Raw genomic sequence first — 21,635 nt, forward strand, 5'->3', positions numbered from 1 at the left:
AAACACGCCCTTTCAATGCGATATTCATAAAAAGGGGCAGTCAAGCTGCCCCTTTATCTTACTCAAACCTTCAGCCGATTAGCCTTTAAGTTGAGCAGCAACCTCAGCAGCGAAGTCAGTTTCTTCAACTTCGATACCTTCACCCACTTCGATACGGATGAATGAAGTAACTGTTGCACCAGCATCTTTCGCTAGTTGAGCAACTTTAACTTCTGGGTTTTTAACGAAAGGCTGGTCGTTAAGGCTGTTTTCAGCCAAGAATTTCTTGATACGACCACCGATCATTTTGTCAACGATCTCAGCAGGCTTGCCAGCCATGTCTGGCTGCGCACGGATGATTTCTTCTTCTTTAGCAAGAACATCAGCAGGCATGTCTTCGCCACGAACAACGCGTGGGTTTACAGCAGTAACATGCATCGCGATGTCTTTTGCCAACTCGTCGCTACCGCCTTCAAGTTGAACAAGAGAAGCAATTTGACCATTGCTGTGTAGGTAACCAGCAACCAAACCACCTTCAACTAGAACAGCACGACGAGGTGTGATGTTTTCACCGATTTTCTGAACCAAAGCTTCGCGAGCTTCTAGCATTTCGCCAGAGATCACTTTAGCCATGTCAGTTTCTTTAGTAGAAAATACTGCGTCAGCAACTTTGTTTGCGAACGCTAAGAAACCTTCGTCGCGTGCAGCGAAGTCAGTTTCAGAGTTGATTTCAACCAATACGCCGTAAGAGTTATCATCAGAAACTTTCATGATGATAGTACCTTCGGCAGCAGTACGACCAGCTTTCTTAGCTGCTTTCATACCGCTTGATTTACGTAGCTCTTCAATCGCTACTTCAATGTCGCCACCAGCGGCAGTTAGAGCTTTCTTACACTCCATCATGCCCAAGCCAGTGCGATCACGTAGTTCTTTTACCATTGCTGCAGATACTGCGGCCATGTGAATTCCCCTATGTACGATAACAAAATTTAAATAAAGGAGAGAGAACACCTCTCTCCTTTAATAAACAGACCCGTTAGAGCCGTAAATTACGCTTCAGTGGCGTCGTTTACTTCAACAAACTCATCAGCGTTACCAGCTACTGCAGCGCGACCTTCTAGGGCAGCATCAGCAAAAGCAGAAACGTACAACTGAACCGCGCGGATCGCGTCGTCGTTTGCAGGGATAACGTAATCGATACCATCTGGATCACTGTTTGTATCAACGATACCGATAACAGGGATACCAAGCTTGTTAGCTTCTTTAATAGCGATACGCTCGTGATCAACGTCTACAACAAACAATACGTCTGGAAGACCACCCATATCCTTGATACCGCCCAAAGAACGCTCTAGCTTTTCAAGCTCACGTGCACGCATCAAAGCTTCTTTCTTAGTTAGCTTTTCAAACGTACCGTCGTTTTGCTGAGCATCAAGCTCACGAAGACGCTTGATAGAAGCACGGATCGTTTTGTAGTTAGTCAACATACCACCTAACCAACGGTGGTTTACGAATGGCATACCAGCGCGAGCAGCTTGCTCAGCGATAGTTTTAGATGCCGCACGCTTAGTACCAACAAACAATACCTTGTTTTTGTTCTCAGCCATTTTTTTAACAAGCTCAAGCGCTTCGTTAAGAGCCGGAACAGTGTGCTCAAGGTTGATGATATGGATCTTGTTACGAGCACCAAAAATGAATGGCTTCATTTTTGGGTTCCAGTAACGAGTTTGGTGACCGAAGTGTGAACCTACTTGAAGTAGGTCGCGCATAGAAACTGTAGGCATTTTAATGTCCTTCAAATTTGGGTTAGGTTAACTTGCTAGCTCTAGCCCCTCAGCCTATTGAAATTTAAAGCAATTTCAGGCACCCCAGAGTGGCTATTTTTAATTAAGCAACAAGGTCGTTAGATTGTGTTAATTAAGCCCGTTACTCTCAAATGAGAACGAGCGGGCGTTTTATACCACATTTGCGCATTTTGCAAAAGCAGATATTCACTACCTAAGAGACCTATTGTTAAGATTTTTTCACTGCGTATGGCGAATAACATCCTCAAGTCATGTAGAATGGCGCCCATGTTTAAATTATCAAATTTTTAAGACCGTTTTATTATGAGCAACGAGATCCTAGAGAAAGTTAAAGAGCTAACCGCGAATGGCCGAGTAGAAGTACCCGCTTGGACGCCTCGCCCAGCAGCCACTCGCTTTTCAGATATCAGCGACATTGAAGGCATGCGCACTGCTGGTAAGCTGGCTGGCGAAGTACTAACCATGCTTGAAGAATACGTTGTACCTGGCGTCACAACCGACCAACTAGACATCATCGCCCACAATTACATTGTCTCGGTTCAGGGCGCTATTCCGGCACCTCTTAATTACCACGGCTTCCCTAAGTCCTGCTGCACCTCAGTGAATGATGTCATCTGTCATGGCATTCCAAACGACAAGCCTCTTAAAAAAGGTGACGCAGTAAACATCGACATCACCATCATCAAAGATGGTTACTATGGCGACACTAGCAAGATGTTTTTCGCTGGCCCTGCAGCCCCCCATGTTGAGCGCCTATGTAAAGTGACACAAGAGAGCCTTTACCTAGCCATTAAAATGGTTAAACCAGGCACCCGCCTTGGTGATATTGGCGCTGCCATTTCTGATTACGCCCACAAGCATCACTACTCTGTAGTAGAGGAATACTGCGGCCACGGGGTTGGCACAACCTTCCACGGAGAGCCACAGGTTGCCCATTACGGCAAGCCAGGCACTGGGGTAATTTTAGAAGAAGGCATGACCCTTACCATAGAGCCAATGATTAATGCTGGTAAAAAACAGGTTAAACACACTGGACCAGATAACTGGATTGCCAAAACGAAAGATGGCCGCATGTCAGCTCAGTACGAGCACACTCTTTTGGTCACGGCCGATGGCGTAGAAGTTCTAACACTTCGACCAGAAGAAACCATCTAATTCAGACTCAAGCTCAACCAAATTAAGAGGCCTTTGTATGGACTTTCCTGCTTTTCCAGATGCCCCTCCTTTGTTTAGCCCTGCCGAAAAATCGGAAATGGCATCCTCTACAACGGGTGCCAAACGAGTCAGAGAACTCATTGCCGAAAAGACGCAAGCCTATGATGATTTATTTCACGACCTGTACCCAATAGAAAAATTGGTCAAAGGTCTTTCTTCATTATACGACGAAGTGATGTGCGCCACCTGGAAGCGGGCTGGGCTTGACGAAGAACCAGACGTGGCCATGATCGCCGTTGGCGGCTATGGCCGTGGCGAGCTGCACCCAAAATCCGATATCGACTTACTTCTATTAATCCGCGACGGTGCAGAGCCTGCCGCAGACAAAATGGAAAACTTCATCACCTTTCTATGGGATCTAAAATTGGATGTTGGGCACGCCGTTCGCTCAATTACCCAATGTGCTGAGCTTGCCGCAGAAGACGTGACAGTTATCACCAATCTAATCGAGTCACGCACCCTATCCGGAGATCCGGAACTACTCGCTAATCTGAAACTCAAAATAGATGTAAGCCAGATGTGGGATGGCCACTCCTTCTATCGAGCTAAAATTGCCGAGCAAGAAGAGCGCCACGCAAAGTACCAAAACACCGCTTACAACCTAGAACCTAACATCAAAGAATGCCCTGGCGGTTTAAGGGACATGCAGGTTATCGACTGGGTAGCAAAACGCCACCTGCACACCCACCGCCTGAGCGCCTTAATCGACAAAGAATTTCTATCGGAAGACGAATACATACAGCTAAAAGGTGCCGTGGCATCCATTTGGCGTATTCGTTGGGCACTGCACATGACTGTAGGTCGCAAGGAAGATCGACTTCTATTCGATCATCAACGCACCCTTGCAAAGGTGTTTGGTTTTGATGAAGAAGACCTAAAACGCAATGTTGAGAAATTCATGCAAGGCTATTACCAAAGCGTAGCAGCCATTCAGCAACTGAACGATTTGCTGCTGCAGCACTTTGAAGAGTCTTTTTTATCTTCTGAGCAAGCACCAGATATTGAGATCATCAACCAGCGCTTCCAGATCACCAACGGTCAACTTGAGATCCGCTCTCCAGACGTATTCCAAGAAACCCCTTCCGCCATGCTTGAGCTCTATAAAATCATGGGGGAAAGAGAGAACATTAAAGGCATACGCGCCAACACCATGCGCGCCCTACGCGACAATCTGGATCTAGTTGATGAGGCTTACCGTAACACCCCTAAAAACACTAATTTATTCCTAGACATCATTGCCAGCCGCTATCGTATGACCAGCGTACTGCGCTCTATGAAACACATAGGTTTATTGGGGCGCTACTTACCTGAATTTGGTGCCATCATCGGCCAGATGCAACATGATTTATTCCACATCTACACTGTGGATGCGCACACCTTGCAGCTGGTAGAAAACTTGCGTCGCCTATGGCTTCCAGAAAGCCGCGCTAAGTTCCCCATTTCATCACAAACCATCCGACACGTTCCCAAAGTAGAGTTACTCTACATGGCAGGGCTGTACCACGATATTGCCAAAGGGCGTGGTGGGGATCACTCAGAGCTTGGATGCGTTGATGCCAGAGAATTTGGCGAACGCCACGGCTTAAGCAAACGTGATACAGACCTGATCGTCTGGTTAGTGCAACATCACTTACTGATGTCTGTTACCGCTCAGCGCAAAGACATTTCTGACCCAGAAGTGATTTGGGAATTTGCCAGCATAGTGAAAGACCAAGAACACCTAGATTATTTGTTCTTATTGACCGTTGCAGACATCAATGCCACTAACCCCACTATGTGGAATAGCTGGCGCGCTTCTCTAATGCGCCAACTTTATTTAGAAACCAAACGCGCCCTGCGTCGTGGCCTAGATTCGCCAATCGATGCGGAGATGCAAAGCGATGAACACAAACAACGCGCCCTCGAGATATTAATAGAGCGCAATGTGGACATGATCGAAGCCGAAGAGATCTGGAACAAGATCGAAGATGAATACTTCATCCGCTCCAGCGGGGATGAGATCGCCTGGAACACAGAAGCCATCTTAAAACATCGTCCAAGCCAAAAACCCTTGGTGGCTATCAGCTCCCTTGGGGGACGAAATTTCTCTGGTGCCAGCAAAGTATTTATTTACACGCCAATCACCAGCCATTTGTTTGCTGTCACCGCTGCGCTGTTTGAGCAGATGGGGCTCACTATCCTAGATGCCAAAATCAACACCACAACTGACAATCATAGTCTTGATACCTTTGTTGTGATGGAACACACGGACAATAATGATACCAACCTGTATTTAGACAAAGAGCGAATTGAACTCATCAAGGAAACCTTGATTGAGCAACTTGATTCCCCGTCTCTATACGAAAGCGTGATCAAGCGCTTTACACCGCGCCATCTGAAGATCTTTAACGCGCCATCAACGGTACATTTTGTCAGCCAACCAGAAGAAGTTTGGTCGGCATTAGAAATCACGGCTCCTGACCGCCCTGGGTTGCTCGCCCTTGTTGGTCAATTCTTTATGGAGCACAGCCTTATGCTTCACAAAGCTAAGATCGCCACATTAGGAGAGCGGGTAGAAGATACCTTCTATATTACTGAAGATAACGGTGACCTCATCACAGATCCCGTTCGTATGACGCACCTATGTCAAACCCTTAAAGAAAGTATTGACCGTTTTTCTCAAGCTACGGAACATTAACACATGAACCCCCTGATCAACTCCTTGCACCCTTACCCGTTTCAGAAACTTGCGGATTTGCTTCAAGACATCACACCAAATCCTGATCTACCATTGATCAAGCTAACCATTGGTGAACCTCAGCATGAAGCCCCTAAGATTGTTTTAGAAACCTTAAAGAATGCCCTAGACGGCGTCTCTAAATACCCGCTCACCAAGGGAGAAACCGCCCTACGTGAAGCCATCGCAAACTGGGCAATTAAACGTTTTAATCTACCTAACTTAAATGCCGACAGCCAGGTACTGCCCGTCACAGGCACACGGGAAGCGCTTTTTGCTATTACACAAACACTGGTGGGCGAAAAGAAAAACAGCCTAGTGGTAAGCCCAAACCCCTTCTATCAAATTTATGAAGGCGCTGGCCTACTTGCTGGAGCAGAACTGCACTATCTACCTTGCGATGACCAAAACCAATATCAGGTAGACTACCGTGCGGTCTCTGAAGATGTATGGGAGCGTTGTGAGCTACTGTTTGTCTGCTCTCCGAACAATCCAGCAGGCTCGATCACCACTTTAGAAGACTATAAATTTCTATTAGAAAAAGCCCAACTGCATAATTTTGTTATCGTTGCTGATGAATGCTATTCCGAAATTTATTTCAACGAAAAGCCACTAGGACTACTAGATGCCTGTGTTCAACTGGGCAACACTGAATTCAAAAACTGCTTAATTTTTCAATCCTTATCTAAGCGCTCTAACCTACCTGGTCTTCGTTCCGGTTTCGTAGCGGGTGACGCAGAGCTCCTCAAGAAGTTTTTGCTATACCGCACTTACCACGGCTGTGCTATGCCACTTCACCACCAAGAAGCCTCCATCACTGCCTGGAATGATGAAGAACATGTGGCATTAAACCGTGATATCTACCAGCGTAAATTTGATCAAGTTTTGGAGATTTTATCTCCAGTAATGTCGGTATCCAAACCAGAGGCAGGATTCTACCTATGGCCAAAACTCGACATTGACGACGAAACATTCTGTACCGCTTTGTACCAAGAAGAGTCTGTACTCGTCCTCCCTGGCAGTTACCTTGGTCGAGAAGTCGATCAACATAACCCGGGCAAAAATCATGTGCGCATGGCGCTCGTCGCAGAAGAATCCGAATGTGTCGAAGCCGCTCGCCGTATTGCGCGCTTTATTACCAAACATAAAACTCTTTAATCACCCCCTTTAGTAGGAGCACGAAAACAAATGAGCAACACGACATTTGCCATTGGCCTAGGCATCGGCACTCAAAACAAAGAAGGCACTTGGCTAGAAGTGTTCTACCCATCCCCAAGCGTTTCTCCAGAGAAAAGCGTGATCGATGCGGTAATGGAAAGCACCAATTATGAAGGCGGCAACGCAACCTTGATCCTAGATGAAAGCGATCTGAATCGTCTGCACCTAGCCCTTCTAAAAGTCGGCCACATTGAACTGGCTGAACGTGCGTCTCGCCTAAAAGCCTCTACTCAACCAGTTGTACTGTGTGTACTAGAAACAGACGAAGCACCAGCAAACCCTGCTGAAGTTTACTTGAAGCTTCAACTTATCTCCCATCGCCAGGTTCAACCACACCAAACCAAGCTTGACGGCATGTTTGGCCTATTGGTTAACACTGCATGGACCAGTGAAGGCCCAATCGATGTGCGTGAATTGGCAGATCGCCAACTAACGGCTCGCATGGAAGGCCGCACAATCGAAGTGTTCAGCGTAGACAAATTCCCTAAAATGACGAACTTTGTTGTCCCTGCAGGTGTTCGCATCGGCGATGCGGCACGCATTCGTCTTGGAGCGCACCTAGGTGAAGGCACGACAGTGATGCACGAAGGCTTTGTTAACTTCAATGCAGGTACCTTGGGGACTAGCATGGTCGAAGGCCGTATTTCTGCTGGGGTTGTTGTAGGTAACGGCTCTGACCTAGGTGGCGGTTGTTCTACTATGGGCACCCTATCTGGCGGTGGCAACATCGTTATCGCCGTTGGTGAAGAGTGTTTGATTGGTGCCAACGCAGGTATCGGCATCGGCCTTGGCGATCGCTGTACTGTGGAATCAGGTCTATACATCACTGCTGGCTCTAAAGTGGCAGTTCTAGACGAGAACAACGCAGTCGTTTCAACGGTTAAAGCACGTGAATTGTCCGGTCAGTCCGATCTATTGTTCCGCCGCAACTCGGAAACAGGTGCAATCGAGTGCAAGACCAACAAAACTGCAATTGCCTTGAACGAAGCCCTACACGCTCACAACTAATAATCTCCGCTCAACAAGAATACCAAGGCAATAAGCCTTGGTATTCTCTTATGTCCGAAAAGGTATCCCTGAATGACAACCATCTACGGCATCAAAAACTGCGACACCATGAAAAAGGCGTTTCGTTGGTTAGAAGAACAGAACATCAGCTACGTGTTCCATGATTACCGAAAAGACGGCTTAGACAAAGCTATGCTAGAAGGCTGGGTAGAGGCATTAGGTTGGGAGCAAGTAGTCAACAAACGTGGCACAACCTGGCGCCAGCTTGATAAAGACACTCAAGATGCCATGAATAATGAAACGGTAATTGACGTGCTACTGGATAAGCCCGCCATGATCAAACGACCGCTTTTAGACCATCAAGGCAAATTAACATTAGGCTTTAAAGCTGAACAGTATTCGGCTATTTTCGGGTAATAGCAGGCTAATATGCAGTATTATTGCTGCCTAGGCACGTAACGAGCCCCTTCTCTGAGCTCACGATCTGTTATCTGCACTGGGCGCACCGCCTGCTGACTATTAGAATGGCTATCACTGCGAATAACAGGGACATAGTAGGCTTCTTGAACCTCATGCTCAGAATCATTCAGGGACAGCCAGCCGCAACCGGATAACAAAAGAGTCGCCAACGCCAAGATACTGAATTTCATTACTTCACCTAACTTTTGCCAAATAAACAAAAGCTAAGGTAACCAAACACACAACAAAGGTAAAGAATGTCTCAATTAACTCCTACCCTAGAACTCGCCCTAGATCTTATATCTCGTCCCTCTGTGACGCCTGAAGACGCAGGTTGCCAAGACTTAATGATTGAGCGTTTAGAAAAACTGGGCTTTACCATTGAACCCATGCCGTTTGGTGAAGTAAAAAACTTTTACGCAAAGCGCGGTAATAGCGGTCCAAATCTATGCTTCGCTGGCCATACGGATGTGGTGCCTACAGGCCCTGAAAGTGAATGGAAAGTTCCTCCTTTCAAGCCAGAAATTATCGACGGCACTCTCTATGGACGTGGCGCTGCTGACATGAAAGGTAGCCTGGCAGCAATGATCACCGCTGTTGAAAACTTTGTCACAGAGCACCCAGACCACAACGGCCAGATCTCTTTCCTGATTACCAGTGATGAAGAAGGTCCATTCGTAGACGGTACAACCCGTGTGGTCGACGCCTTAATGGCTCGAGAAGAAAAAGTAGACTGGTGTATCGTGGGCGAGCCCTCCAGCACCAAGACCTTAGGTGACATCATCAAAAACGGCCGTCGCGGTTCCTTCAGTGGCGACCTAACCGTTTATGGCAAGCAAGGTCACGTGGCTTACCCTCATTTAGCCATCAACCCGATTCACCTAGCTGCTCCAGCCCTAGACGAGCTTGCCAAGACAGTGTGGGATCAAGGCAACGAATTCTTTCCACCCACAAGCTTCCAAGTGTCAAACATTCAATCCGGCACTGGGGCAACCAATGTAGTCCCTGGCAAGCTGTCTGCCCAATTCAATTTCCGCTTCTCGTCTGAATTAACCTTTGACGACTTAAAAGCAAAAGTCATTGAAATCTTAGACAAGCATGAACTGAACTATGACATTGAATGGACCTACAACGGCCTCCCCTTCTTAACCAAGCCAGGGGAACTCGTTGACGCCATCGTGGATGCGGTACAAACAACAGTAGACATCACGCCAGAGCTCTCCACATCAGGCGGCACCTCTGACGGGCGCTTTATCGCAAAAATGGGCACTCAAGTGGTCGAACTAGGCCCCATTAACGCAACCATTCATCAGATCAATGAATGTGTGGATGCAGAAAGCCTAAACCAGTTGTCTCTGATTTATCAGCGCATACTGACAAACTTAATGGCAAAATAAATCAGCGTGAATAAGCTACTAGCATTTCTACATGAGCTCGCCTTGAAGCTCGGCAAGAACCCAAAACTTGCCCTGATGAAACTCATCCAAGGGGGCTTATTGTTTGCTTTTGGCGTACTTATGATTTTTGTCGCAAACAATCTCTTGATAGAATCCCTGCAACAAGAAATCATCGCCTTGGTCGGCTTAATCTTAGCCGCCCTAGGCGTTCTATGGTCACTTGTGGGATACCTATCAATGAGCGTACTTCGCATTTACCACATGTTAAATAAAAAGGACTAACCCTCATGCAGCCAGACATAGAAATATACGTGCTGTCTTGCCCAACCGACGCCATCCTCCAATGGCTATCCGATAGGTTCGAAGCATCTGAGGTTCGCTCCAGTGGTGTCAATACCACCCTAACTCTGACCCATGATGGCACCTTGATTCCAGTAACCATCATTGAACAAGCAGCAGGCAAGCGCTTTACATCCATCTGGTTCGACTCAGAACATACCCCTTGGGCAACAGATGTAGAATGCGCAAAAGACGCCTACGCCGCTCTAGGGTGTGAAGTACGCTGTAATTATCAAGGATGGCAAGAAAGCGGGGAGGATGACCCTGACCAATGGTGGCGCATCAACACCCATGGCGAAGGCCCATACATCTGGCGCTAACACCAAACGATAGACACGAGAGAAGACACTATGCAAATCACATTGCTGAAAGGCAAACTACATATGGCAGCCGTTACCCAAGCAGAACTTTGGTACGATGGCTCATGTGCCATAGATAGCGACCTCGTAGCCCTAGCCGGCCTAAGAGAATTTGAAAAGATCGACATTTACAACGTCGACAATGGTGAGCGTTTTCATACTTACGTGATCTTGGCGGAAGCCGGATCTGGCACCATTTCCATGAATGGCGCAGCGGCTCGCAAAGTTCAAGTGGGCGATCGTGTGATCATCGCCGCCTACGGCCAAATGGACGAAGCAGAAGCCTCAACATTCACACCTAAGCTTGTTTACCTCAACAAAGACAATTCCGTTGAGCGCACCACCAATACAATTCCGGTGCAAAAAGACTAAACACTCTTTTCCAGACACAAAAAAGCCGCTTAACAAAGCGGCTTTTTAATATCCAACATAGCAGTCGTTATGATTTATTTAAGAGCCGCTAGTGCCGCATCATAATCAGGCTCATCTGCTGTTTCAGCCACTTGTTCAGTGTAAATCACCTCACCAGACTCATTAATCACAACAACAGAACGAGACAACAGACCGGTTAGCGGGCCTGTAGCAAAGCTCACACCAAACGCCGCACCAAAGTCAGAACGAAATGCTGAACCGGTTTCAACATTATCCAAACATTCAGCGCCACAAAAACGAGCAGCAGCAAATGGAAGGTCCTCAGAAACACACAATACCGAAGTGTTCTCTAGCTCTGACAAAGCTTGATTAAACTTGCGAACAGACATTGCACAAGTTGGTGTATCAACCGATGGAAAGATATTTAGTACTAGCTTCTTACCAGCGTAATCAGCCAATGAAACCGTTGATAGATCCGTTTTAACCAACTCAAATGCAGGTGCTTTAGAACCGACAGCAGGAAGCTCACCTACCGTTTCAAACGGATTACCTTTAAGCGTTACAGTAGCCATAATTACCTCTTAATTGACGTTAAATGTATTTAGTTACTTTTAACAATCGATACGTTTTCCGCCTGTTTTCCTTTCTCGCCTTCAGTCACATAAAAACGAACTTTCTGACCTTCGATAAGAAAACGACGACCACGGCCACGAATCGCACGGTAATGAACAAACACATCATCACCATTATCCATTGTTAAAAAGCCAAACCCTTTAGAAGAGTTAAACCACTTAACTGTACCAACTTCACGATCATCTTGCTCGTCTTCCGAGTCATCAGATTGTGATTTTGCAGAGGAAAGATCCTGAGAGAAAACGGTACCTAAGAATACTGCGACCAGTGTCACAGCAAAGTACACTAAGAAGTTTTGGGCGATGGCTTCGCCCACTAAAGGAGCGATAATGAGGGGCGCAACGAGCGCAAGTATAAGACTGACAATAAATGCACGTACTGAAAAAAACATTAGAGTTCCTTGATTATGTTAACAATATTTTTGTAATGAGTTCCTTTGGCAAAACAATATCCAGAGCAAACAACCACCCGGTACTGATCACCTTTTGTATCAACAAGCAAAATAGCTAATGGAACGAAAATACATACTAAAAGTACTTGAAAATAAAACATCAAGCGCCATTGATAAGCAGTATAATCCCAATCAATTAGAGCAAGATTCGCGCCATGAACCTATTAAGTTGATTCATAAGTAAACTAAAATAGCGCAGCGCAAGTACTTAGCACATTAGAAGACTACCATATAGCGACTATATATGAATACCTCAGAATTACTAAATAGAATCGATGAATTAGAGATGAAATCTCAGTTCCAAGAAGAAACCATTGACGATCTAAATCAAGCCTTAACACTTCAGCAAAAAGACCTGCTACTGTTAAAAGAGCAGCTAAAACTAATCGCAAAACAATTAGAAAGTAATCGCCAACAAAATAGCGGCATTAATGAAACGAATGAGCGCCCTCCACACTATTAAAAGGCGGCACTACCCCTCTTCTTTCTCCAGAGAACGCTTAACGTAAATATCAAAACGTCCCGACTTACCATCTAATCGGTAAGTTGGTTCTTGTCCATTAAGAAATGGGGCACCTTTGGGGCGTTTCACTACAACACGATAGCGCGCCAGCTCCCATGCCTTTGGCAACAAAGCATCTGCATCCTCATCCCCCCCCACCAGATCTCTAAAAAAGGCCATTTCCTTTTTAACTGCGGCAGAGGACTTGTCATTGTGTGGAAACATAGGGTCCAAATACACCACATCCGTCACTTCTTCATCGGGCAAGTCATAAATAGTCCCCGGAGCAAGCTCAATACGCTCCATGACCTCTGCCACCTCGAGCACCAAACGAGCACGTGCTAGGCCATTTTCCAACATAGCGCGCACAAAACCGACACGCTCATGCAGTGTCACATGACACCCTAAAGACGCCAATACAAAGCCATCTCTTCCGAGACCTGCGGTCCCATCATATACCTTGAGATCTCCCCGCTTATTTAATCCCACCGCTTTGGCGATATCCTGCCCTTTCCCCCCACCAAATTTGCGACGATGATCGAGAGCACCGGATGCCAACTCAACAGCAACGGGCTTTGGAGCGCCTTTACCTGTTTTTGCAATAGATAAAACACCGTCCTGCTCAATCAATAAATAATCAAACTCAGTGGCAAATTTTAGAGCGGATTTTAATTTGTAGTGAGGTAACTCTAAGGCGTTAGCAAGGGCGGCTGCATTAGGATCGTTATTAATGACAGCAACCGCAAGAGAATAAGAATTAGGCGTAGACATCGACACCAATCAATAGATTTCGAGGATTAGAAGCAGATAGGGATTCTGTCGCTTGATAAGCAGAGAGCGCTTCCTTAGCTTGGGAAGAAAGCCCTTCAACTTTAAAAAAACGTTCTGACTCTGCAGAAGAAGCAGATTCAAATTCTGCAACAGTACTTAGGGCCATAGCATTGGAGGACTGGCGTCCATCAGAGGCAGTGCTCGTTGAAAGCGCATGACGCGAGTTTGAGCCCGTTTGAGGAATAACTGGAAAATTTCCACCAATTCTCATATTACTGTCCCATGTAGACAAGCCAAAGTAGCGCAAAACCTAGCGCCAGTCGATAGATCATAAATGGTAAAAAGCCTATTTGATTTAACCATTTTAAAAACAGATAAATACAAAGATAAGCACTCACCGCAGATAATACAACACCGGCAACGATGGCAGTCCAATCCACAGGGATTTCAGACGTAAGCAATTCACACAACTTTAGAGTGCCCGCAGCCAAAATCAGCGGTATAGACAAAAGAAATGAAAATCTCGCTGCTGTGGAGCGACTAAACCCCATAAAACGCGCAGCGGTCATGGTAATCCCTGAACGAGACGTACCAGGTATCAATGCCAATGCTTGAGCAACACCAATAAAGAGTACGCTTTTAATGGAAAGGTCTTTCTGCTCCAAGCGTTCAGGAAAAAACCGGTCAGACACCCACAACAGAATACCAAAACCAATGGTCGTGTAGGCAATGACCTCTATGGAACGAAGATTCGATTCAATAAAGTTTTCAAAGGCCAATCCTATTAACACAGCCGGGAGCGTACCTAGAATGATCCACCACCCTAATCGGCTGTCTTCACTAGATTGCCCTTTCCCAAGAGATCCAAGCCATCCCCGTGAAACAGCTAAAATGTCCTTAGCAAAGTATGATACCACGGCGATCAAGGTGCCCACATGAACCGCCACATCAAAAGCCAACCCTTGATCTGGCCAACTAAAAATCTGAGCAGGCAAAATCAAATGTGCCGAGCTTGAGATTGGCAAAAACTCTGTGAGACCTTGAATTAATGCCAAAAAGACAATGTGATACCACAACATTGAATTAACGTTTCCCTATTCTTGCTGGCTGCTTTTCCCAGGTGATTTCATCACGGAGATAAACTGGTAACGCCATCTCTGCGCTTACACCTTCTCCACGGATACGCATAAGCTCTGCCAGTTGCGCAATACACGCGGCACGAGGCGCCACATCGATTAAGATTTCAGTTGCTGGCTGAGCTAAAATGTCATTCAAGGCGTCTTGATATAACCAACCAGAGCCAACACCTTGATAAGCTCCTGCAAGGGGTTCAAGGCGATCTGGTGAGATAACCCTCTCAGGAATTACATTATCTGCTTTCCAGCAGTCTTCTTCCTTAGAGATTTCATATCCACCAAGATACATCTCTCCCATACGAGCATCTAATGCCGACAACCAACGTGGATGCCCCGTTGTCTGACAGGCTTCCAAAGCCATAGCTGCCAACGTGGAAACAGGCACAACAGGCAAGTCAGCTCCGTAAGCCAGACCTTGCACGACACCCGCACTGATACGCAATCCAGTAAAAGAACCTGGGCCACGACCAAAAGCAATGGCGTCTAGTTGAGATAGGCTAAGCCCCGCTTGGGAAAGAATTTGATCTACCATAGGTAGAATCAAGTCATTGTGTTGACGAGGCGCCATGCGGAAATCTTCCAACACAGCACCATTTTGAATCAACGCCACAGAACATGCTGGCGTTGATGTATCGAGGGCTAAAATTGCAGTCATTAAACGATTAGGCCTTAAGTGCTGCGATCAAACCTTGTTTGATTTCATTCAAATCGCCGACACCGTTCACTTTGACAAATTTAGGAGCGGTAGCGGGTTCGTTTTCTTGCCAAGTTTGGTAATAACCAATCAAGGGTGCCGTTTGCTCGTGGTAAATACCAAGACGCTTACGAACTGTCTCTTCTGTGTCATCTGGGCGCTGAATCAGATCTTCCCCAGTAACATCGTCTTTGCCTTCTGTTTTAGGTGGGTTGTATACCACATGGTAAGTACGGCCAGACGCTTCATGTACACGGCGGCCACTCATACGTTTAACAATCTCTTCATCGGCTACATCGATTTCTACCACGTAATCGATCGCAACACCTGCATCTTTCAGCGCATCAGCCTGTGGCAAAGTGCGAGGAAAGCCGTCAAACAAAGCACCATTTTCACAGTCTGCTTCTTTTAGACGTTCCTTCACCAGACCGATAATAATGTCATCAGACACTAATTGGCCTGCGTCCATTACAGCTTTCGCTTTTAAACCTAGCTCCGTGCCCGCTTTCACTGCTGCACGTAACATGTCGCCAGTTGAAATTTGCGGAATGCCAAATTCTTCAGTAATGAATTGGGCTTGAGTGCCTTTACCTGCGCCTGGCGCTCCTAACAAAATAACTCGCATAATGAATCTCCAAAAGTTTGCGTAAAAATCGGTAACACGAGCACTTCCTATTTTTATACGCGGTTAACTGCCGCAAACATGCGATAACCGTGTTTATGCTCGTAGGTCAAAAAAATAAGGCAGCCTAGAATACAGAAGGCAGCCTTAAATATGCAAACAATCTGACCTTAATTGGGGTTTTAAAGGTCGCTATATTACGTATTTTTGAAATTTTTTCTACCTAGCCCGTATTTTGCATACCACTCGCAATACCCGCCATGGTGATCATTAGGGCTTTATTAACCGCAGCATTATCTTCATCGCGACGACTACGGTATAACAATTCCGCCTGTAAATAATGCAACGGATCTATATACGGGTTTCGCACATCGATTGATTGGCGAATGGTTTTATTATCTTGAATTAATCTTTCCTGAAGCTTAACTTCTTTCACTAATTCACGAACCTGAGACAATTTACGACGCAATAAACGCCCTAGTCCATGAAGCTCCTCTGGCACTAATCGCTTCTCATAGTATTCCGCAATATCTGGCTCAGCTTTCGCGAGAACCATGTCCAGCATGTCTAGATAAGCCCCAAAGAAAGGCCAGTTTTTGTGCATTTCTCGTAGTTTCTCTAAATTGCCCGAGTCCACACTTTGCTGCAGAGCGCTCTCCGCCCCGAGCCATGCGGGCAACATAAGACGAATCTGCATCCAGGCAAAAATCCAAGGGATAGCACGCAAGCTTTCAACACCGCCATCGGATTTGCGTCGCGCAGGGCGAGAGCCTAATGGCAATTTGGCAAGTTCTTGCTCTGGCGTAATGGTCCGAAAGTAAGGAACAAAATCCTCATGCCCACGAACAATAGAGCGATATTGGTTCATGCCCTCTTCCGCCATTTCGTCCATCAGAGCGCGCCACTCCTCTTTGGGGGAGTCCGCTGGGATTAATGAGGCTTCTAGTACCGCCGAGCAATACAACTCTAAAGAGCGAACGGCGATATCTGGAATTCCGAATTTGAAGCGAATCATTTCCCCTTGCTCAGTGACACGAATAGCACCGTTTACAGACCCTGGAGGTTGAGAAAGGATAGCTACATGGGCAGGGCCACCACCACGGCCGACGGTACCACCGCGACCATGGAACAACGTCAGATGCACACCATGTTTTTTACACAGCTTAGTTAAGGCTTCTTGGGCGCGGTACTGCCCCCAAGTGGCTGCAATTTGACCGGCATCTTTAGCAGAGTCCGAGTAACCAATCATGACTTCTTGCTGGCCATTTATATAGGCTTTGTACCATGGCAGGGAGAACAGCTGCTCAATGATAGGCTCAGCGTTATCTAGATCCGCCAAAGTCTCAAACAAAGGCACGATGCGCATGTTAAAGCGCACACCGGACTCTTTTAACAACAAGGCCACAGCGAGCACATCCGAAGGCGCACTGGCCATGGAGATCACATAGGAGCCAAAGGAGTTTTGGTAACCGCTGGCAATGGTTTTAAAGGTGTTCAGCACCTCTTCCACCATAGGTTCAGGGGACCAATCATTGGGGATCAAAGGGCGCTTAGAATTCAGCTCTGCCAATAAGAAAGCTTGGCGTGAGGCTTCGTCCCACTCTGCGTAATCACCTAGCCCATAAAAACGAGTAATGGCCGATAGGGCTTCTATGTGCTTAGACGCATCTTGGCGCACATCCAAACGCACCAAGGTCATGCCAAAGGTCGCCGCCCGTCGAATAAGGTCCAATACGGAACCGTTGGCGATCACTTTCATACCGCAATCCAACAAAGACTGATAACACAGAGACAAATCATCGATCAGCTCCTTGTTATCCAGCATGACACCTTCATCACTGACGGTCTTACCATCAAGACGGGCTTTAGCCCACTCTTTAGTTTTGGTGATTTTACGCTCTAGGTGACGCAGCACTTCACGATACGGTTGTACGCTATCGCCGACACGCTCGCGCAAGGCAGCATTACATTGAGTCATGGAGAACTCGGAACGCAGCTCCACCAGATCTTTTAAATATAGGTCAGCGGCCATCCAGCGAGCCAATAGCACCACTTCTTCGGTCACCGAGTGAGTCACATTAGGGTTACCATCTCGGTCCCCTCCCATCCAAGTGGCGAAACGAATCGGTGCCAAATCCAACGGTAAGCGTTCGTCATCAGTGTATTCGCTGAACTGCTCATCCAGTTGACGGAAGAATTGAGGCACTGCTTCCCATAATGACTGCTCAATCACAGCAAAGCCCCATTTGGCTTCATCCACAGGGGTTGGGCGCTGCTCACGTATTTCATCTGTGTGCCATGCTTGGGTAATGATTTCGTTTAAGCGGCGGACATGTTTGGTTTCTTCTAGAGGCAGAATATTGTCTTTGTCTAGGGCTTCGAGCTCAGTGGAGATATTGTCGTATTTACGAATCAATGAGCGACGCACCACTTCCGTCGGGTGAGCAGTTAAGACAAGATCAATGGCTTGACCACGTAGGGCCTCCACCATTTGCTCAGCGGTAAAATTCTGCTCTTTAAGGCGGGTCAGAAGGTTGCCAATCGGGTTTTTATAAATGCCCAAGCTTTCATTGGTTCGGCGGCGATGAACACGGTGGTATTGTTCAGCAATATTGGACAGGTTTAGAAATTGGTTAAATGCCCGCGCCACTGGCACGATATCTTTGTCATCGAGTGCCTCTAGCGCTCCAATTAAAGCACTGGAATCACCACTTTGACGGCCGTCTTTGGAAAGCAATCGAATGTTTTCAACGGTTTCTAGGAAGTCATCCCCCAAATGATTGCTCATGGTTTCCCCTAAGCAATCCCCTAGTAAACGCACATTTTCTCGTAACGAAGCCTGACGATCGGTCACAAAGTGTCTCCTTTCGGTCTGTTGTTGCTCAAGCCATGCGAGTAGCCGCTTAAAGTCCTTGAGCTTTAGCCTTGTCCCACAACTGGTCTAGCTCTTCTAGGGAGCAGTCCATGATAGGTTTATTGTTTTTTGTTAGTTCGGATTCTATATAACCAAATCGACGGCGAAATTTCACGTTTGTTCGCATCAACGCCTGCTCGGGTGAAATAGAAAGGTGACGCCCTAGGTTCGCTACCGCAAACAGGACATCCCCAAGCTCGGCTTCCGCGTCTTCTTTGGACAGCTCTTTGACAGCTTCCTCTAATTCATCAAGCTCTTCGCGTATCTTAGCGAAAACAGGAGTAATATCGTCCCAATCAAATCCCACTTTACTGGCTTGTTTTTGCAGTTTCACCGCTTGTAACAAGACAGGGGTAGACTCTGAAACAGCATCCAGTAAGCCCTCATTGTGCACACCCTTTTGGCGTTTTTCTTCTGCTTTGATTAAACGCCATTGCTCAGCCATCTCAGACTCAGTAAGGGTACTGGGCGTACCAAAGCTATCAAAAGAGCCGTCAGGAAAGACATGGGGGTGACGTCGCAGCATCTTCTCAACTATGGTCTGTACCACATCAGAGAAATGAAAGGCATTTTCTTCACTGGCCATTTCCGAGTGAAACACCACTTGAAACAGCAGGTCTCCAAGCTCTTCTTTCAAACTCTCGCGATCCCCACGCACAATAGCATCGAGCACTTCGTAGGACTCTTCTATTGTGTAAGGCGCGATGGTTTCAAAACGCTGCTCAATATCCCATGGGCAACCATATTGGCGATTGCGTAACATGGTCATCATGGCAAGCAAGTCGTCTAGGGTATACCTCACTTATCTCGCTCCCGGAATACGTTCAACACATTGGGTAGCTGGTTAATACGATGCAGCAATTTCGACAAGACGCTGATCTCCCCCACTTCAATGGTAAAACGAATAGAGGCCGTATGATCTTCTTTTGCCGATAGGGTATTCATGGACAAAAGATTAACCTTTTCATTGGCTAACAGAGCAGTGATGTCATTCAAAAGGCCTGTACGGTCATAGGCGTCCACTTGAATATTCACAGGGTAGAGGTTATCCAGCTCTTCGCCCCAGCTAACGTCCACTACCCGCTCTGGCTCATCCAGCGAATGTTGCGCCATATTGATACAGTCTTGGCGGTGGATAGACACCCCACGTCCTTGGGTGATATAGCCAACAATGTCATCACCTGGGATAGGCGTACAACATTTGGCCATTTGAGTAAGAAGCTTGCCCACACCGAGAATATGAACATCATTATCAGATGATTTATGACGGCTTTTCTTCACTCGAATCGGACGCGGTGCCGGTTTACCATCTAAGCCATGCAACTCATCTATTAATCGCAAAACTCGAGCAAGCTGAATGTCTCCAGCCCCCAGAGCGACATAAACTTCATCGGCATTTGAAAAGTTGAAACGCTCAGCAATGGCCTTGAAGTCGAGTTTGTTTTCTTCAATGCCTAGACGTTTAAGTTGCTTCTCAAGGACACTTCGACCAGCATCCAGATTTTTCTCTCGGTCTTCCTTACGGAACCAACCCTGAATCTTAGCTCTAGCACGGTTGGTGTTCACATAACCTAAAGTAGGGTGTAACCAGTCACGGCTTGGCATACCTTCTTTGGACGTTAGGATTTCTACCTTATCACCCGTTTTGAGGTGGGTAACCAAAGAGATTATTTTACCGTTTACCTTGGCGCCACGGCAGCGGTGGCCAATTTCCGTATGGACTCGGTAGGCAAAATCCACTGGGGTCGCATTCACAGGCAAATCCACAACGTGACCATCTGGAGTGAAGACGTAAATGCGGTCTTGCTCAATATCATTACGCACTTGCTCGCTCAGGGATTCCAAATCCCCTTGGACTTCATGGAAATCCAATATCGTACGCAGCCACTGGAGCTTTTCTTCGTAACTGGAGCTGTTAGAACTTAAATCCGTTCCCTTGTACTTCCAGTGAGCACACACGCCTAACTCAGCGTCTTCATGCATCTTGTGGGTTCGTATTTGAATCTCTAGAGCACGACCTTGTGGCCCCACTACCGCAGTATGTAGGGATTGGTAACCATTTGATTTTGGGTTACTGATGTAATCATCGAATTCTTGGGGAATGGGCTTCCAAAGGTTGTGAACTATCCCCAACACGCCATAGCACTGCATGGGCTCATCCACCAAAATACGCACGGCGCGCACATCATAAACTTCATCAAAGCCTATGTTTTTGCGGCGCATTTTACGCCAAATACTGTAAATATGTTTCGCACGCCCCATCACATCCGCATGAATATCAATGGCTTCCATGCGCTCTCGCAAGATTGAAATCACGTCTTCTATGAATTGTTGGCGATCTAGACGCTTCTCATCCAATAGTTTTGCAATGCGTTTGTATTCGGCGGGGTACAAGTAGCGGAAGGACAGATCTTCCAGCTCCCACTTAATATGACCAATCCCCAAACGGTGGGCCAGTGGGGCATAAACACTTTGCACTTCTAGGGCAACAGCCTCTTTGCGCGCATTATCTTGGTGCTTAGCCTCTTTGATGGCACAAGCCCGTTCAGCCAGTTTGATTAATACAACACGGATGTCATCGATGATAGACACCAGCATTTTACGGAGGGATTCAAGCTGATTTTCATTACTGCCTAGTACTTCTGCTGTGGCATCTTTAGACAGGTTTTTCGAGACTTCACCCATACGAATGACCCCTTCTATAAGGGAGGCCACCTTGCGGCCAAACATGTCACTCACACGAGATAATACTAGCTGATCTTCACGCACAACTCGGTATAAGGCCGCGGCGATCAATGAATCTTGGTCGGCGCGAAAGCCTGCCAGAATCTCCACCATTTCGAGGCCTGCTCGAAAGGTACTGGCTTGTGGCCCCCAATAGGAAGGCTTGCCGGAAGCGGCTTCTGCCTGCCTTGCCAACTCACATGCCATGCGTAGGGGCACACGGCTGCCTTCATCAATTTTGTCGGAAAACTGCGACATCCATGCATCGATGTCAACGGAACCATCCGCTAGTACAGGGTGATCCTTTCTCACTGTAACCAT

General features: G+C 46.8%; 23 protein-coding genes. 10 read left to right on the top strand and 13 right to left on the bottom strand.

Going from position 1 to position 21,635, the window contains the following annotated elements:
- Positions 1 to 78: 78 nt before the first annotated feature.
- The gene (tsf, locus tag ACZ5DR_RS00295) at positions 79 to 939 is read right to left on the bottom strand and encodes a translation elongation factor Ts (RefSeq protein WP_377365033.1); all 861 of its coding nucleotides are present in this window, start codon (positions 937 to 939) and stop codon (positions 79 to 81) included.
- Positions 940 to 1,028: 89 nt separating this feature from the next.
- Entirely contained in the window at positions 1,029 to 1,763 is a 735-nt protein-coding gene (gene rpsB / locus ACZ5DR_RS00300) for a 30S ribosomal protein S2 (protein WP_377365031.1), read from the bottom strand.
- 324 nt (positions 1,764 to 2,087) lie between these two features.
- Between rpsB and map the strand changes: the two genes are divergently transcribed.
- From map to ACZ5DR_RS00325, 5 genes are all read left to right on the top strand, one after another.
- Positions 2,088 to 2,939, top strand: a complete 852-nt coding sequence (gene map / locus ACZ5DR_RS00305) for a type I methionyl aminopeptidase (RefSeq protein WP_377365029.1) — start codon at positions 2,088 to 2,090, stop codon at positions 2,937 to 2,939.
- Between the two features lie 37 nt (positions 2,940 to 2,976).
- Entirely contained in the window at positions 2,977 to 5,676 is a 2,700-nt protein-coding gene (gene glnD, locus ACZ5DR_RS00310) for a [protein-PII] uridylyltransferase (protein ID WP_377365027.1), read from the top strand.
- A 3-nt stretch (positions 5,677 to 5,679) separates the two neighbouring features.
- Positions 5,680 to 6,873 (top strand): succinyldiaminopimelate transaminase, encoded by a 1,194-nt coding sequence (gene dapC, locus ACZ5DR_RS00315; protein ID WP_377365025.1) that lies wholly within the window; start codon positions 5,680 to 5,682, stop codon positions 6,871 to 6,873.
- 30 nt (positions 6,874 to 6,903) lie between these two features.
- The gene (gene dapD / locus ACZ5DR_RS00320) at positions 6,904 to 7,941 is read left to right on the top strand and encodes a 2,3,4,5-tetrahydropyridine-2,6-dicarboxylate N-succinyltransferase (RefSeq protein WP_377365023.1); all 1,038 of its coding nucleotides are present in this window, start codon (positions 6,904 to 6,906) and stop codon (positions 7,939 to 7,941) included.
- A 72-nt stretch (positions 7,942 to 8,013) separates the two neighbouring features.
- A complete protein-coding gene (locus ACZ5DR_RS00325) occupies positions 8,014 to 8,358 on the top strand; it encodes an ArsC family reductase (protein ID WP_377365021.1) in 345 nt (114 codons plus the stop codon).
- A 20-nt stretch (positions 8,359 to 8,378) separates the two neighbouring features.
- Here the strand turns inward: ACZ5DR_RS00325 and ACZ5DR_RS00330 are convergent, their stop codons facing one another.
- The gene (locus tag ACZ5DR_RS00330; protein WP_377365019.1) at positions 8,379 to 8,591 is read right to left on the bottom strand and encodes a hypothetical protein; all 213 of its coding nucleotides are present in this window, start codon (positions 8,589 to 8,591) and stop codon (positions 8,379 to 8,381) included.
- Positions 8,592 to 8,657: 66 nt separating this feature from the next.
- On the opposite strand from ACZ5DR_RS00330, the gene dapE reads away from it, so the two are divergent.
- From dapE to panD, 4 genes are read left to right on the top strand one after another with little or no spacing between them, the layout of a single operon-like run.
- Complete coding sequence (dapE, locus tag ACZ5DR_RS00335) at positions 8,658 to 9,797, top strand: succinyl-diaminopimelate desuccinylase (RefSeq protein ID WP_377365017.1); 1,140 nt, start codon at positions 8,658 to 8,660, stop codon at positions 9,795 to 9,797.
- A 6-nt stretch (positions 9,798 to 9,803) separates the two neighbouring features.
- Positions 9,804 to 10,079: a hypothetical protein gene (locus ACZ5DR_RS00340; protein WP_377365015.1), complete on the top strand. Its 276-nt coding sequence runs from the start codon at positions 9,804 to 9,806 to the stop codon at positions 10,077 to 10,079.
- 5 nt (positions 10,080 to 10,084) lie between these two features.
- On the top strand, positions 10,085 to 10,456 hold the full coding sequence (locus tag ACZ5DR_RS00345; RefSeq protein WP_377365013.1) for a hypothetical protein: 372 nt from the start codon (positions 10,085 to 10,087) through the stop codon (positions 10,454 to 10,456).
- 30 nt (positions 10,457 to 10,486) lie between these two features.
- Positions 10,487 to 10,867, top strand: coding sequence for an aspartate 1-decarboxylase (gene panD, locus ACZ5DR_RS00350; RefSeq protein ID WP_377365011.1), 381 nt, complete (start codon positions 10,487 to 10,489; stop codon positions 10,865 to 10,867).
- A 74-nt stretch (positions 10,868 to 10,941) separates the two neighbouring features.
- Here the strand turns inward: panD and tpx are convergent, their stop codons facing one another.
- Positions 10,942 to 11,439, bottom strand: a complete 498-nt coding sequence (gene tpx / locus ACZ5DR_RS00355; protein WP_377365010.1) for a thiol peroxidase — start codon at positions 11,437 to 11,439, stop codon at positions 10,942 to 10,944.
- Between the two features lie 29 nt (positions 11,440 to 11,468).
- The gene (locus ACZ5DR_RS00360; protein WP_464543839.1) at positions 11,469 to 11,891 is read right to left on the bottom strand and encodes a cold-shock protein; all 423 of its coding nucleotides are present in this window, start codon (positions 11,889 to 11,891) and stop codon (positions 11,469 to 11,471) included.
- Between the two features lie 304 nt (positions 11,892 to 12,195).
- Here ACZ5DR_RS00360 and ACZ5DR_RS00365 point away from each other — a divergent pair, with 304 nt between their 5' ends.
- Positions 12,196 to 12,414 carry a SlyX family protein gene (locus ACZ5DR_RS00365; RefSeq protein ID WP_377365008.1) on the top strand — a complete coding sequence of 73 codons (219 nt, stop codon included), beginning with the start codon at positions 12,196 to 12,198 and terminating at the stop codon, positions 12,412 to 12,414.
- A gap of 9 nt (positions 12,415 to 12,423) precedes the next feature.
- On the opposite strand, the gene ACZ5DR_RS00370 is transcribed toward ACZ5DR_RS00365, so the two are convergent.
- From ACZ5DR_RS00370 to relA, 8 genes are all read right to left on the bottom strand, one after another.
- On the bottom strand, positions 12,424 to 13,224 hold the full coding sequence (locus ACZ5DR_RS00370; RefSeq protein WP_377365006.1) for a class I SAM-dependent methyltransferase: 801 nt from the start codon (positions 13,222 to 13,224) through the stop codon (positions 12,424 to 12,426).
- Positions 13,211 to 13,495: a hypothetical protein gene (locus ACZ5DR_RS00375; protein WP_377365004.1), complete on the bottom strand. Its 285-nt coding sequence runs from the start codon at positions 13,493 to 13,495 to the stop codon at positions 13,211 to 13,213. The genes ACZ5DR_RS00370 and ACZ5DR_RS00375 overlap by 14 nt, the downstream gene beginning before the upstream one ends.
- Position 13,496: 1 nt before the next feature.
- Positions 13,497 to 14,303 (bottom strand): undecaprenyl-diphosphate phosphatase, encoded by an 807-nt coding sequence (locus ACZ5DR_RS00380; RefSeq protein WP_377365002.1) that lies wholly within the window; start codon positions 14,301 to 14,303, stop codon positions 13,497 to 13,499.
- 4 nt (positions 14,304 to 14,307) lie between these two features.
- Positions 14,308 to 15,015: a tRNA (adenosine(37)-N6)-threonylcarbamoyltransferase complex dimerization subunit type 1 TsaB gene (gene tsaB / locus ACZ5DR_RS00385; RefSeq protein ID WP_377365000.1), complete on the bottom strand. Its 708-nt coding sequence runs from the start codon at positions 15,013 to 15,015 to the stop codon at positions 14,308 to 14,310.
- A 7-nt stretch (positions 15,016 to 15,022) separates the two neighbouring features.
- Positions 15,023 to 15,679 (bottom strand): adenylate kinase, encoded by a 657-nt coding sequence (adk, locus tag ACZ5DR_RS00390; protein WP_377364998.1) that lies wholly within the window; start codon positions 15,677 to 15,679, stop codon positions 15,023 to 15,025.
- 220 nt (positions 15,680 to 15,899) lie between these two features.
- A complete protein-coding gene (gene ppc, locus ACZ5DR_RS00395) occupies positions 15,900 to 18,530 on the bottom strand; it encodes a phosphoenolpyruvate carboxylase (RefSeq protein WP_377364996.1) in 2,631 nt (876 codons plus the stop codon).
- 49 nt (positions 18,531 to 18,579) lie between these two features.
- Positions 18,580 to 19,392, bottom strand: a complete 813-nt coding sequence (gene mazG, locus ACZ5DR_RS00400) for a nucleoside triphosphate pyrophosphohydrolase (protein WP_377364994.1) — start codon at positions 19,390 to 19,392, stop codon at positions 18,580 to 18,582.
- Positions 19,389 to 21,635, bottom strand: coding sequence for a GTP diphosphokinase (gene relA, locus ACZ5DR_RS00405; RefSeq protein WP_377364992.1), 2,247 nt, complete (start codon positions 21,633 to 21,635; stop codon positions 19,389 to 19,391). Before relA ends, mazG begins: the two co-directional genes overlap by 4 nt.

The organism is Marinomonas vaga, assembly GCF_055388305.1.